12 protein-coding genes and 1 pseudogene are annotated in these 14,055 nt (G+C 35.3%); 5 read left to right on the top strand and 8 right to left on the bottom strand.

Features of this window, described 5'->3' with window-relative positions:
• Window positions 1-550 precede the first annotated feature (550 nt).
• Window positions 551-835, top strand: a pseudogene (locus KM149_RS01025) (halocin C8-like domain-containing protein); the annotation flags it as partial.
• A gap of 844 nt (window positions 836-1,679) precedes the next feature.
• On the opposite strand, the gene KM149_RS01020 reads toward KM149_RS01025, so the two are convergent.
• From KM149_RS01020 to KM149_RS01005, 4 genes are all read right to left on the bottom strand, one after another.
• Entirely contained in the window at window positions 1,680-3,026 is a 1,347-nt protein-coding gene (locus KM149_RS01020) for a dihydrolipoyl dehydrogenase family protein (RefSeq protein ID WP_214971501.1), read from the bottom strand.
• Between the two features lie 2 nt (window positions 3,027-3,028).
• Entirely contained in the window at window positions 3,029-3,472 is a 444-nt protein-coding gene (locus KM149_RS01015) for a MarR family winged helix-turn-helix transcriptional regulator (RefSeq protein ID WP_103356532.1), read from the bottom strand.
• A 287-nt stretch (window positions 3,473-3,759) separates the two neighbouring features.
• Entirely contained in the window at window positions 3,760-4,791 is a 1,032-nt protein-coding gene (locus KM149_RS01010; protein WP_103356537.1) for an NAD(P)/FAD-dependent oxidoreductase, read from the bottom strand.
• 189 nt (window positions 4,792-4,980) lie between these two features.
• Window positions 4,981-5,685, bottom strand: a complete 705-nt coding sequence (locus KM149_RS01005) for a GntR family transcriptional regulator (RefSeq protein ID WP_214971504.1) — start codon at window positions 5,683-5,685, stop codon at window positions 4,981-4,983.
• A gap of 142 nt (window positions 5,686-5,827) precedes the next feature.
• Here KM149_RS01005 and KM149_RS01000 point away from each other — a divergent pair, with 142 nt between their 5' ends.
• Window positions 5,828-7,273: a 6-phospho-beta-glucosidase gene (locus KM149_RS01000; RefSeq protein ID WP_214971507.1), complete on the top strand. Its 1,446-nt coding sequence runs from the start codon at window positions 5,828-5,830 to the stop codon at window positions 7,271-7,273.
• A 413-nt stretch (window positions 7,274-7,686) separates the two neighbouring features.
• Entirely contained in the window at window positions 7,687-8,217 is a 531-nt protein-coding gene (locus tag KM149_RS00995) for a TQO small subunit DoxD (RefSeq protein WP_060829245.1), read from the top strand.
• A 114-nt stretch (window positions 8,218-8,331) separates the two neighbouring features.
• Here KM149_RS00995 and KM149_RS00990 read toward each other — a convergent pair whose 3' ends face one another.
• A complete protein-coding gene (locus KM149_RS00990; RefSeq protein ID WP_214971510.1) occupies window positions 8,332-9,114 on the bottom strand; it encodes an alpha/beta hydrolase in 783 nt (260 codons plus the stop codon).
• 182 nt (window positions 9,115-9,296) lie between these two features.
• Between KM149_RS00990 and KM149_RS00985 the strand changes: the two genes are divergently transcribed.
• Window positions 9,297-10,157 carry an oxidoreductase gene (locus KM149_RS00985; protein ID WP_214971513.1) on the top strand — a complete coding sequence of 287 codons (861 nt, stop codon included), beginning with the start codon at window positions 9,297-9,299 and terminating at the stop codon, window positions 10,155-10,157.
• Window positions 10,158-10,214: 57 nt separating this feature from the next.
• On the opposite strand, the gene KM149_RS00980 is transcribed toward KM149_RS00985, so the two are convergent.
• Both KM149_RS00980 and KM149_RS00975 read right to left on the bottom strand, forming a co-directional pair.
• Window positions 10,215-11,153, bottom strand: coding sequence for a ketopantoate reductase family protein (locus KM149_RS00980; protein ID WP_050329736.1), 939 nt, complete (start codon window positions 11,151-11,153; stop codon window positions 10,215-10,217).
• Window positions 11,154-11,185: 32 nt separating this feature from the next.
• A complete protein-coding gene (locus KM149_RS00975; RefSeq protein ID WP_182281211.1) occupies window positions 11,186-12,244 on the bottom strand; it encodes a PTS sugar transporter subunit IIC in 1,059 nt (352 codons plus the stop codon).
• Window positions 12,245-12,516: 272 nt separating this feature from the next.
• On the opposite strand from KM149_RS00975, the gene KM149_RS00970 reads away from it, so the two are divergent.
• Window positions 12,517-12,795, top strand: a complete 279-nt coding sequence (locus KM149_RS00970) for a GNAT family N-acetyltransferase (RefSeq protein ID WP_103356535.1) — start codon at window positions 12,517-12,519, stop codon at window positions 12,793-12,795.
• A gap of 136 nt (window positions 12,796-12,931) precedes the next feature.
• On the opposite strand, the gene KM149_RS00965 is transcribed toward KM149_RS00970, so the two are convergent.
• Window positions 12,932-13,843 carry a DUF5996 family protein gene (locus KM149_RS00965; RefSeq protein ID WP_214971516.1) on the bottom strand — a complete coding sequence of 304 codons (912 nt, stop codon included), beginning with the start codon at window positions 13,841-13,843 and terminating at the stop codon, window positions 12,932-12,934.
• Window positions 13,844-14,055 lie beyond the last annotated feature (212 nt).

The following is a 14,055-nucleotide window of genomic DNA, read 5'->3' as shown; positions in this document are numbered from 1 at the left end:
ACAACATACCTGTATCATTTCATAATTGACAGTCATTTCATTCAATACCTAGTATAATAATTATACTACAACGAATTGTAACGAAAGTAAAGCAACATGTTCTCGCTGTTAATTTTGATAACACAACACCTATACCCGAATTGCATCTAAATACACTTTACGTATAAAATGAATCTTATTTTCATTCCAAAATATAGCGTCCAATGATGATTGATGTGATCTCATACTGATCATTACCCCTCAATCCATCGCACAAGGAAAGTAAAATCAAACAAATCTTACTGACTACTGAAAAAAGAATAAGGCTCTATATATTGCTTATCAGTATATTTTGAAAGTGAGATTCATAAATAAAAGAAGTCTTATGAATTTTATATGCTCGACTGAGGTAACAGTAAATTACAAAATGATAGTTATGATAAAAATATGTATTATTTAAAAACTATTATTTATTTAAATAAAGTGACATTTAGGAACGAAAATACAACACTTAAGAATTTTAGACCAAGTAAAGTTTTAAGTTTGATAATATGTGAGCGAATTCAAATAACAGGTAAAGATAAGTCAAAAAGGTCATTACTATGACAAAGAATTTAAAGTTACAACTAAAGATAAAATCCAAGACGAATCCTTTAAAAACTTACCTCCTAAAGAACGTGGATGGTGCGAATAGGCAGTCGGTGCGTTATGTGGTACAGGTGGTGCAGGAGGATGTTGGGCAGCAGCTACTGCATTAGGTATCACAACCGGTTGGGGAGGATTTACTTTAGCCACAATTTGCGGTCTAATAACATCCCTGGGTTGTACCGGTGCAACTAATTACATCTGTAAATAGGGAAGGCGATTACATGACCATGTTTATAATGATATTTCTTTTTGTATACTCTATTGTAATTACGTTAATGTATTTTAATAAGAAGAAATAAGAATTTATGAGATTAAAAGACTCTGAGTTACTCAGAGTCTTTTATATTATAGAACAAATGAGATGAGTTCCTTCTTAGCCTCAATAATGTATAGAAATAACTCAGCAATATAAAATATTCTTAGGATTTGATAAAACAGCAATTTCAATTTTTTAGTTTGAGAAAAAATTTTGACAAAAAAACCAGTAATTAGATAAAGTTTCAAGATAAAGTCCAATACTAGAATTTTGATCTTTTGTGTAACTAAAACTGTACAATTGTTAGTATTCTGTTATGCATATTCGTTATACAATTTTTAAAATCAAGATTGCAAAATCATAAAAGATAACAGTAAAAATTGAAAAAAGCTTCCTTAAGAATGGAGATAAAAGACTCTGTACTAAATAAGAAACAAGATTGATTCACCAGTTCCAGTTAGGATAGAGTCGCAATGTTTGGATGTACTCATAATTATAAAATAGAGTAAGTTGTCCTTTGAGATTTCATTGCATTTTAAAAATGACTACTAACATCGCATAGACATTATACTATGGATGCTGTAGCCATTCTTAAGATTTTATTTACTTATTTTTAGGTATATGTGAAGCAGACATCGAGCATGTCCTAAACCCATAGTGCATGTCCCAGATACACTGTCTTTCATGACTCATAACCTTTAATTAATATACAAATGATAGATGTCACACGTGAAACATTTGCTCTCTCTTTGGTTGTCTCATCCGTGCAATTTCAGTCATTTTTATATGCATTTAATTAAAGCATCATCGCTAATTTCAATTGATCTAACACACCACTTGAAGAACCTGGGAATGCAAAGATCATTTGATTTAAGTCTCTTGCAGTTAGTTTTTGGTTAACAATGAATGTTAGCAAGTTGATCAAATCAGGTGCGTCGTCACCATAAATAGCCGCACCAACAAGGCGTTTTTCGCTATCTAATACGATTGTCATTTCTGCTTCTGTTTCATTTTTGTATTCAAATACCATTCTTTTACCAAATGGAATGTCGATCACTTTGTATTCGTCGTTATTTTTCGCTTCTTCGATACCTACACCGATATTAGATAATCTTGGAAGTGAGTATAATACAGATGGAATTGCAGGGTATTGGATTGGCATTTCATTCATTTTTAAAATGTGTGCTGCGATGTAATTAGATTCGAATGTCGCAGTTGGTGTCAATTTTGGAATCATTTTTTCAATAACGTCACCACTTGCGTAAATGTTAGGTACATTTGTACGTAAATATTCGTCAACTTTTACACCGAATTTAGAGTATTCAATACCTACTTCTTCTAGACCAATACCTTCAACGTTTGGCATACGTCCAGTTGCATCTAAAACGTAGTCAGATTGGATTGTTAAACCTGATTGTGTCACAACATCGTAGTTTGTACCATTTTCTTTAACAGCAACTACATTTTCGCTCATGTGGAAATGAACGCCTTCTTCTTTTAATTTGTCCATTAATTTTTTAACGTGTGCTGAGTAGAAGCCTCTTAATGGTTGATCATCCACATGAATCATGTGTGTTTCAACACCTGCTTTAACTGCGATTGAAGCGAATTCAATACTAATAATGCCTAAACCAATGAAAGTAATGCTGTTCGGCATGCTTTCAAGTGATAAGAAATCTCTACTATTTTTTGTGAATTCTTTACCTTCAATGTTTAACTCGTTGCTATGTTGACCTGTAGCAATAACGATATTTTCAGCTTCATAGCTTTCACCATTCACTTCAACAGTATGAGCATCTGTAATTTTACCAGCACCTTCAATGATATCGATGCCTTGTTGTTCAAGGATTGCTTTCATTGTACCTGCCATCGGGTCGATCACTGAATGTTTATAATTCATAAGATTTTCCCAGTTTACTTCTAAGTTTTCTGTATTAATAATGTTTGGGTAGTGAGAAGCTTGTTCTAATACTTCAAATGGATTTTCTAACAAGATTTTTGCGTTACAACCATAGTTTGTACATGTTCCCGCAATACGATCTTTTTCAATGATTGCGACAGATTTACCTGCATGTCTTAACGCAATTGCGCCATGCCATGCAGCGTGACCACTACCTAAGTATACTACGTCATATTTTTTCATTCTTATTCATCCTTTGTAATATTTTTTAAAGTTTCCTCTAGTTTGTCCATTGTTTCTTTTGCTTTTAAGTATTCATCTAAATCAAATTTTGAGGCAATACATTCTGAAATGGCTTCATGTACCGCTTCTTGTTCTCTACGCCCTTTTTCAGTTAAACTCACCAACAAATGGCGTTTATCTGTTTCGGACTTTTCTCTCTTTATCCATCCAGCAGATTCTAAACGCTTCAACAACGGTGTCAACGTATTACTCCCTAAATCTAACCTTCTCCCTATAGACTGTAGATTTTGGGGATTTTCTTCCCATAATGTTAACAAAACGAGATATTGAGAAAATGTTAACTTAAACTGTTTGAGCTGATGCTCATAAAATTTTCCAAACAATCGATTAACGTTATAAGCAGAAAAACAAAGTTGATTTGCTAGCTTCATCTCCTCACTAGACAATTGATCTCCCCCTATTCCAATCGTGCACGATTGATTAAAGCTTAAACCATCCCCAATAAGAAATCAAATAAAAGAACTTCGTTTATTATAATTTTTTTATTGTTTTGATATATAGGCTTGTCATGACACCTGTCCGCGCGATTAATAAAAATATGACATGTTTTAATTCAATAAATAAAAAACAATGCTTGTGTGAAAAATGTCATCACATAAACATTGTTTTGGCATTAGCACGATACAACGGAATTATCTTTGATGTAATCAATCATTCGTACAATCAGTAATCATTATAAATACTTTTCCATAATCACTTTATTCGATTCGGTAAAAGCTTCGTTATGGCTTGATACGTAACCTTCTTTTCTAGCTTCAGGATCAATGTATTGCTTTGCTAAATTCGCAGCGTTCCCAGCATCACTAAATGCACTTGCGATCAAATGGACTTTCGCATCGTGATGGACAATATCCCCACAAGCATAAATACCGGAAATGCTTGTTGACGTATTACCAAATCCTTTGATGCGATAGGAATCAAACATATCTAATTGTGCTGTCGATGCCTCTAACAACGTACTTTCTCGATCAAAGCCATGACTAATAATCACATCATCAACACTTTTTATCGTCGTGTTCCCTGTCTCTAAATTTTCAAGTTTCACTTCTTTGATTCGTTGCTGTGCTTGATCCCCGATTAATTGTTTGATGTGTGTATTCGGCATTTTTTCTACATCTAATTTTTCTATGATTTCATTCATCGCTTCATAACCACGGATTTCATCTTTTCTATAAACTAACGTGACACTTTTCGCATAACCTGACAAATCACAGGCCCAATCTAAAGCCGAATTACCTGAACCTGAAATCAGCACATTTTTATTTTTAAAATGTTTCAAAGCTTGAACCGTATAATGTAAGTTTGTCAGTTCATATCTAGACGCATCTTTAATATCTAAATGCTTCGGTTTAATGATACCGCCGCCTATTGCAACAATAACCGCCTTTGAAGAATAAATGTGACCTTGTTCTGTAGTCACTTCAAAATGCTGCTCCTCTTTTTTAGTAATATCTATTACACGTTCTTCCAAACAGACTTCTGGATTAAAATGAAGACCTTGTTGAACGATATCTTTAATAATTTGAAAGCAAGGCTTTGGAGCAAGACCGCCAATATCCCAAATAATCTTTTCAGGATAAATATTCATTTTTCCACCTAATTTATCTTGAACATCAATGAGCCTTACCGTTAATCCTCTTAAACCCGCGTAAAAACTCGCATATAATCCTGCAGGTCCCCCACCAATAATAGTCACATCTTTCATCATAGACATCCTCCTGTTTAGTACATAAACTTCTTATATGAACTAAGTATGCTACAATTGATAATAATTATCAATATCAACGATGGCTAGGCGTGTTCAACCTTGAATGAAAAGCATGGACGTATCCTTTTGTCCGTTTTCCCTATTTTCTGACCATGCGCTTTGATGGTCTCACTTTAAAACCGATATTTATTTTTTACTCGGAATATAAAAATGGGCATGTTGATAATGAAAAGTAATATCAGAAACATCAAAAGGTTGTCCTGTAGATGTATAAAATATCTGATGATAACGTAAACAAGGTGCCCCAGCTTTTAATTGTAATAAAACCGCTTCCCTCTCATCGAGTTGATCCACATTGAAATAGATATCCGAAAAGCCAAGTCGTATTTGTAAATCATTTTGTAAATAATTGAAAATAGAGCCTTCTGCAATCTCTTGATTTAAATACTTTACAATGCGCTTATTAAAGTAAGAATATTCGATGCACAATATCGTGCCATTCATATAGCGCACGCGTTCCAAATAGTAAACCTGCTCCCCGGGTCCTAACTTAAGTGCTTGCATCACGGACTTAGGTACCTCCATCACTAATTCTAATTTGATAACATCACTAGTTATATGGTGTTCCGCTAAATGACTTGAAAATCCGTCCGTTTTAAACACATTGATATAATCACTACTTTTAGCATTTCTAACAAAAATACCACTACCTTGTGCTTGATAAATTCGCCCATCTTGTTCAAGCAAGGTCAGCGCTTTAATAATCGTACTTTTACTCACGTCGTACATGTCTTTAAATGCCGCCACACTCGGTAATTTATCACCTGGCTGATAATTTGAACTTTCAATTAATGTATGAATTTGTTGCGCAATTTGTTCATACTTCAACAATCTGAATCCCTCTTTTCAATAGACATCAATTTATTATAGCACGCCTCTTAAAATAAGAACGAACTTTACATATTGTACCGGTACAATTATAATAACTTTGAACAATATGCTTTAGTCTATTAAATGAAAAGGTGGTATGAAAATGAGTCAATTACCTCAAAATTTCATGTGGGGCGGTGCACTCGCAGCCAATCAATTTGAAGGCGGCTATGATCGGGATGGCAAAGGACTTAGTGTCATGGATGTCATCACTGCAGGTGCTCATGGTAAGGCGAGAAGAATTACGACACACGTGGAACCTGATGCTTATTATCCTAATCATTTCGGTATCGACTTCTATCATCAATATCAAGAAGATATCGCGTTATTTAAAGAATTAGGCTTAAAATGCTTACGAACTTCCATTGCGTGGACGCGGATATTCCCCAAAGGCGATGAAGCCACTCCTAATGAAGCCGGCTTACGATTTTACGACAAAATCATAGATACCCTTATCGAGAATGGTATCGAACCTGTCATTACTTTATCTCACTTCGAAATGCCCCTCCATCTTGCGCACACCTATGGCGGATTTCGAAATCGAAAAGTCGTGGATTGCTTTGCTCGTTTTGCAGAAGTGGTCTTCGAACATTATCAAGATAAAGTCACATATTGGATGACTTTTAATGAAATTAATAATCAAATGGACGTACAAAACCCTCTGTTTTTATGGACCAACTCAGGTGTTCAACTCAAGCCTGAAGACAATCCTGAAGCAGTGTTATACCAAACTGCTCATAACCAACTCATTGCGAGTGCACGTGCGGTCAAAATTGGGAAGCAAATTAATCCAAAATTTCAAATAGGCGCAATGATATCGCATATCCCTATTTATCCTTATTCTTGTCATCCTAAAGATGTGATGGAAGCACAAATCGCAAATCGTTTGCGCTTTTTCTTCCCAGACGTGCAAGTTAGAGGCTATTATCCTCATTACGCCGTTAAAATGTTTGAAAAACAAGGTTATGATATCGGTTGGCAAGAGGGAGATGATGTTGTGTTAAGAGAAGGGACTGTCGATTACATCGGTTTTAGTTACTACATGTCTACTGCAGTGAAACATCATGCCGAAGATTCACCTGAAAATAACATTATGAATCACACTTTACCTAATGCTGTAAATAACCCTTATATCGAATCAAGCGATTGGGGTTGGGCGATTGATTCGATAGGATTGCGCTACACACTCAATGTATTATACGAGCGCTATCAACTCCCCTTATTTATTGTAGAAAATGGCTTCGGCGCTGTTGATCAAGTCGAAAATAATGAAATCCATGACAGCTACCGTATCGATTATTTAAAACAACACATTGAAGCTGCGATTCAAGCCGTTGATGAAGATGGCGTCGACTTGCTCGGTTACACACCGTGGGGCATCATTGATATTGTGTCTTTTACGACAGGTGAAATGAAAAAACGTTATGGTTTAATCTATGTTGATCAAGATGACGAAGGGCATGGATCATTAGCACGTTTGAAAAAAGATTCATTTTACTGGTATCGTGAGGTCATTCAATCTAATGGAGCAAACCTATCCTCACATTGAGGCTACAACCCCGTGTTTCGCACCTATAAATCACCACACTTTTGAACCTCTATTTCTGCACACCTACTGTGCAGAAACTCATAATTTTAAAAGAATAGTATAAACTTGCCCTTAATTTTAGATTTTGAAAGGCGTGGAACGGAAAAGAGAAAAGATTTCCGCTTCACGCCTTTGTTAGTATCTCTTCCTATATTTAAATTGACATGCCGTTATATCTTCTTGTCGTACAACAGATATTTTCAATCAAAACCAAAAATGAGATATATTTAAATTTAGTTTTTGACTGATTTGTGAACAAATCTATCTTAATGTTGTGATTTGATTCACAACTGAGTATAATTAAATTAAACATGAGATATATTTATTATACTAAAATCGCTTAGTATCTCTATATCTATTGGGAGGTTTTTATTATGATTAAATGGCTACAAGAAAGTAAAATTGCGAGTGTAATTTTGTTATTACTTCGTTTATATTTAGGAATTAGCTGGTTCAAAGCGGGGATTGGAAAATTGTTGGGTGGCGGTTTTAATGCAGGCGGCTTTTTACAAAATGCAGTACAGCATCCTGTTATGTCTGAAGCAGGTGTTCAATACCCGATTTATACATGGTTTCTTAAAACGATTGTCTTACCTATGACACCTTTAGTTAATGTACTCATCCCACTATTAGAAGTCATTGTAGGCTTATTATTAATCTTAGGTTTATTCACTTCAGTGGGTGTATTTGTTGGTTTAATCCTCAATTTCATGTTTTTATTCGCAGGTACTGTTTCAGTTAACCCACTTTACATCTTAATTAGTATTTTTATTTTCATGGGTGGCTATAATAGTGGCAAAATTGGGTTAGACTACTTTATTAAATCCATTTTAAGCATGAAGTTTTTCAGATTCTTTAACTATTATCCTGAAAGTCATCAGAACCATACAAAATCACTTCAATAATCTTATAAATTCATATGCATCATAAACAAGCATCAATGTGATGCATCCCTTCACATCGAAATAAAGCACCTCAAAAAATCATTTGTAAATGGTCATTTGAGGTGCTTTATTTTGTTATGCCATCTCACGTATATGATGGTCTTTCATAAAAGTTTCTATCACAGTTTGAACGGCCTTATCCCAATAAGCATAATCATGTCGACCTCTACCATCTTTAAAGTTACAACGGATACCATTTTGTTGTAAATAATGCACAAAGTCAACGTTACTCTGATAAAGAAAATCTTCTGTGCCACACATCATTAAAAACTCAGGGATTTGTTTTTGTTTATTAACCGCTTCGTCTACCAAATAGTAAGGATCAAAAGGTGTCCCCACAACTTCTGTGACTTCACCAGCAATCGCTTTAGGCTTGAAATCAGGGAAAGTGTAATGGGCAAGTGTTTTCACATCGACAGCAGCAGAGAGTGGTGCGGCTTTCGCAAATCTTTCACCTGCCGTCAAAGCGAATTTAATCGTACCATAACCGCCCATTGAATGACCTGCTATAAAATTATCTTCTCGTGCTTTTGATAAAGGTAAAATTTGGTGCACGTAATCCCAAACTTCTAGAATATAATCATAGTAACTATGTCCGTAGACCATGTTAGTGTAAAAACTGTGGTCTGCATTGGGCATAATCACCGCAAGTTGATGCATATTGGCATAGCGTTCAATACTTGTAAAGCGTGTGTAAGCAGTGTGATCACTCGATAACCCATGCAATAGTAATAATGACGGGAATAGTTTAGGTTGTGCATTGGGTTGAACATAGCTTCTGTCATCAGGTAAAATGACCGTTAAAGATTGATGCATCCCAATCGTTTCAGATAGATAGTTGATTTCTAATCGTGCCAAAATACTCACTCCTTTATGACTCATTACGCTTTTTATCTTACGTCTTTCTTATTTTAAATGTCCACAGATTTGAAAGCTTTCAACTTTACAAATAAATATAAAGATAATACATTAAATTTGTAATAACCCTAATAGTAATAAAAAAATTAACGCATGTATTAAACAGAAAAGGTTGAGTGATTATGACAAAAATAGCGATTATCGGCCCAGGTGCGGTGGGCACAGCCATTGCATCCGCCCTTGACACACAAGATGTCACATTATTCGGTAGACAAAATAAAACTGTCACTTACGTAGACGAAGCAGTATCTGAAACGAAACAGGTCAACGTTCATGCCCTTAAAGAAGCCACTGATGTTTATGACATTGTTTTTATCGCAGTGAAAACACATCAAATAGATACCATTTTAGATGATCTTAAAAATATCACGCATCCCGAATCACGTGTTATTCTCGCGCAAAACGGCAGTGGTTTACTTCCAAAATTAGAAGCGTACCATGCTTATCAAGCCGTCGTTTATATTAGCGGCGCCAAACAAGATAATGTCGTTAAACACTTTAAAGATTATAAAATTCATTTGCGTCGTGACGCTTTTACAGAGCAATTCGCAGAAAAAATTCAAGATTCACAGTTATCTCTTATCTTAGAAGATGATATCGATAAAGCCATCTGGTTTAAACTCATCTTCAATCTTGGAATGAATACGTTAACCGCTTTAGGTCGTGATACGGCACGCTTATTAAAAGACCCACGTATGGAACAATTATGTCGTAATCTTTTAAATGAAGGCTTACAAGTTGCAAATGCAGTGGGTATCACTTTTGAGGATTCCTTTATTGATGACGTCATGGCTGCTTATCAAATATTCAATGATGACACAGCAACAAGTATGTATTACGACACGATGGGCGAACAACCCATTGAAGTAGAAACGATTCAAGGTTATATCTATCATGAAGGTCAAAAACACGGTCTTCATATTCCTTATATTGAAACAACATATACCTTATTAGCGCATCAAAATGAAACAAGATTAAGATAAAAGAAAAGGGGATGAGCAGCAATTTCACTGCTCAACCCCTCTTTTTTGATAAATCACTTATGCTTGGCTATTTTTCATTTCCAATTGATGAATTTGATGTGTCAACATTGTATTGACGGGCGTAGGAATTTGAAGTGTCTCTCCATATTTTGCAATTTGACCATTTAAATAATCTATTTCTGTCAGACGACCATTTTTATAGTCTTGATGCATAGATGGATAATGCAAGCCTTGCTTCTCTTTTGGATAAGCCCCTTCAATTTTTTGAATTAATGCTGTTTTGTCTAATTCTACGCCTCTTGCTTTAGCGACAGCCACAATTTCATCGATAATCGGCACAATCATGTTCCGTGATTGATCATAGCTTCCGAAGTCATAAATGGTTTTATCTAAAATTGTACATAATGGGTTTAACACACTATTTAAAGTGGCTTTTGACCATATCGCTTCAAAGACATTGGCATTTACGTGAGGGTGTAAGCCAGCCTCATCCAATGCTTTGAAAATGATTTCTGTTTGCTCATCTGAATCTCCACTTGCACGATAAAATTCAATAGCGCCTTCACCTTCTAATAATAATTGCCCCGGTCCACGTAATCCGGCTGTCCACATTGTCACTGCTAAATAGATTTGTGACATCGGTACAAATTTTGATAAACGCTCATCGTGACCTAAACCATTCATCATACTTAAGATGGCTGTTTTTTCATGAATAGCTCCTGCTTCTTTCAAACGTGTTAACATTTCTTCTGATTGCATTGCTTTCGTTAAAATAATGATTAAATCATAAGTTTCTGACACTTCTTTTGATAAAACAGCTGGGATTTCAACTGTGTAAGTTTTCGTCTCTGTTTTTACTTCCATACCTTTTTCGTTAATACGTTGGACATGTGCTTCCCAATTATCAATCAATGTTACATCATAGCCGGCTTCTTTAAGTGAAACCCCTATTCTTCCGCCCATAGCACCTGCGCCTGCAATTGCAATTTTATACATAAACCTTCACTCCCATATGATATTGATTCCTTTTATGCTTCAGTGTCGAATGTAAAAATAGTGGCGTCGTATAATTTTAAAACTTTCATAAAGAGATAGTGGAAAAACAAAGCTGAAACGAAAGGTACAATGACGTAACAAACTAAAACAATAAGTATGCTACTCAACATACTTGTATCCAATAAAGCAATGGTTTTAATTGGCCCAATCAATCCTACTAAACCAAATCCTGCCGATTCTGGTACACCTTGAATATTGAAAAGGCTACTCACAAAACCTGAAACAGCTGCTGTACATACCACAGGCAACAACAACATTGGATATCGAATCATATTCGGCATCATCATCTTCATCGCACCTAGTAAAATGGCAATAGGTACACCCACTTTATTCACTTTCCAAGTACCAATAGCGAGCATAATCGCACTCGCTGCAACCCCAATTGCGGCTGAACCTGCTGCTAACCCTGAGATGCCAATCGCAATCCCAATTGCTACTGTGGAAACAGGTGAAATGATAATAATTGAAAATAATACCGCTATAATGATAGACATGATGATAGGTTGTGTGTTTGTCACACTATTGACTATCTCACCTATTCCTAAAGTAATCCACTTTGTATAAGGTAAAAGTAACAACCCGATTAAACCAGCAATACCTCCAGCAATAATTGGTAAGAGGATAATATTCAAACTTCCAAGTCTGTCTTTGATGATGAGAATAATACCTACGGCGATGGCAGCGGTAATCATCGTGTTGATTAAATCACCAATCCCAACCAATACCCATTTATTCTCTGAAAATTCAGCTGCTCCAGAGCCTACAAACGCAGCTGTACCAGTAACGACTGTTTGCATTGGATTAAAACCAAACTGTAAAGCGATTAAAACCCCTGTAATAATTGGAATTGTAAATTGTATACCTTGTACCACATAAAGTAACGTAGAAAAGAAATCGTGGTATTGACTTAAATAGCTAAATAATCCACCTAAAATTGCATTGGGTATCAAACCAACGACTATTGCTAAGGCCACTCCATTTAATACATTGAATAGAAATTTCTTTGGCGTAAGTTTTTGTGTCTCTTCCATCACTGTTCTCCCTTTTTCCTCTATTTGTGAACACGCTCACATTCTTTACCCAACTCCATTATAATTGAACACTCACATAAGTCAATAGGGTTGACTATTTTTTAATATCTTTCTTATGTTTTACTTTTACACATCCCCTTGGATGCATCGTTATATAACCTAATAACAACATCCAATTGATGACTGTCTTACACTTGCATTCTTAATTGCGTGCATACTTCATATAATTTGTGGTATATAAAGTATATAACAAAAGAAAAGGTGATGATTGTATGGCAGAAATTAAACATGGAGATAATAAGTTCTATGTAGGTGAAGACGAAAACCATTTGCAAGCTTTAATGACCTATGTCCCTGTTGGGAACAGTCGTATCATCATCGATCATACTGAAGTCGGTGACGAATTAAAAGGTCAAGGTGTAGGCAAACAATTAGTTCAAGCAGCCGTTGATTACGCACGTGAAAGCAATATTAAAATTCATGCCACTTGTCCATTCGCTAAAAGTGTTTTAGAAAAAACAACCGAATACCATGACGTCTTTGAAAAATAAAACACAGTCACAGTTGGCATCATTAAAAGTATCATTTAAAATTTTTTAGAACACAATAAACCCGTCCTTGCATTCAATAAAATGCATGAGACGGGTTTATTTGTGACTTTGCGCTTGATTTGTTGATTATTGTCGTTTAATAAGGTTGTTGTTGGATTTGATTATTTTGCATTTTTAATGGGATTTCATAGTATTGGCAGTTTTCCCATGATAAATAATCTTTGAAAATGTGGAAACCTTGGTTAAAGAATTGATTCAACAATTTTAATGTTTCTTGTGATACTTCAGGCAATTCATAAATCAGCTCAGTAAGCGTTTGATCAAAGTAAGCATCTTCAATTAAAGGTTGGTCGAACTTGAAGTTAGCGTCTACAAATGGGTAAGGTAATACGAAGAATGTCGGACCTTCAAAGCGATCGTCACCAAACCAAAAGCCAAATTCTATAAAGTGTTCATCAAAGGCTGCATATTCAATGACTTGTGACGGTTTAAATGTTTCATGTATCGTGTTATAGTTAATAATCGTTGAAATATCAAATGTACCCCAGAAAAGCCCGGGTTTAACTTTGCGTGCACGGAAAGGTGCCACAAAAAAGGATAACGCGCGTGTTGCGAATTTCATTAGATTTAATGCTTGTTTGCTCTTCTCAGGATTATAGTGACAGTGGTGTGTATCTTGATTGAAAGGCGTTTGATCTTCGACTTCTTGTGGGGTTTGATTGATTTTTACATCAATTTCAAATTTTTGAAGTAACTGATGAATGCCTTCATAGTACTGTTGAATACTTGTCCCATTTTCTAAAGGGATGCTATCTCTTCCTTGATCTGTTTCAACAATAATGCGATGTTGTACTAAATCGACTTGGATATTATACGTATGTGCACCATAGAATAAAATACCTGTCGAAAACCCACTCGGGGTAATATCTAAAACTACATGTGCCCATTGCGGTTCTTGGAATGCGCTCGCGAGCTTATGTTTACCTAATATTTGAGCCAATCGATGCAATGTTTCTTTTTCTTCTTTCCAATCTGCAAGTTTTAACACATTATCGCCTCCGTAAATTGTTATTTGGGCCGTGCCGCTTACTTTCATTATATAAAATTTCCTACCTTTTTAATAACAATTGTCATTCAACTGGTTTTTATGTCCATTTAACAACATTAAAATGCGTGTCAAACCCTATTTCATCGTTTGACACGCATCATTGTTATTGTAATTTTTGAAGATAACTGCGACCAAATTCTGGAAGCGGTACA

The organism is Staphylococcus coagulans (assembly GCF_022557135.1).
Lineage (GTDB): Bacteria > Bacillota > Bacilli > Staphylococcales > Staphylococcaceae > Staphylococcus > Staphylococcus coagulans.
The sequence above is the reverse complement of the archived record's forward strand: the minus strand, read 5'-3'. Positions and strand labels throughout refer to the sequence as shown.

Excerpts from the sequence above, each read along its gene's own strand:
- KM149_RS01010 (WP_103356537.1), bottom strand. The coding sequence starts at position 4,791 with ATGAAAGATGTGACTATTATTGGTGGGGGACCTGCAGGATTATATGCG.
- KM149_RS01020 (WP_214971501.1), bottom strand. The coding sequence starts at position 3,026 with ATGAAAAAATATGACGTAGTATACTTAGGTAGTGGTCACGCTGCATGG.
- KM149_RS00980 (WP_050329736.1), bottom strand. The coding sequence starts at position 11,153 with ATGTATAAAATTGCAATTGCAGGCGCAGGTGCTATGGGCGGAAGAATA.
- KM149_RS01000 (WP_214971507.1), top strand. The coding sequence starts at position 5,828 with ATGAGTCAATTACCTCAAAATTTCATGTGGGGCGGTGCACTCGCAGCC.
- KM149_RS00975 (WP_182281211.1), bottom strand. The coding sequence starts at position 12,244 with ATGGAAGAGACACAAAAACTTACGCCAAAGAAATTTCTATTCAATGTA.
- KM149_RS00985 (WP_214971513.1), top strand. The coding sequence starts at position 9,297 with ATGACAAAAATAGCGATTATCGGCCCAGGTGCGGTGGGCACAGCCATT.
- KM149_RS00970 (WP_103356535.1), top strand. The coding sequence starts at position 12,517 with ATGGCAGAAATTAAACATGGAGATAATAAGTTCTATGTAGGTGAAGAC.
- KM149_RS00995 (WP_060829245.1), top strand. The coding sequence starts at position 7,687 with ATGATTAAATGGCTACAAGAAAGTAAAATTGCGAGTGTAATTTTGTTA.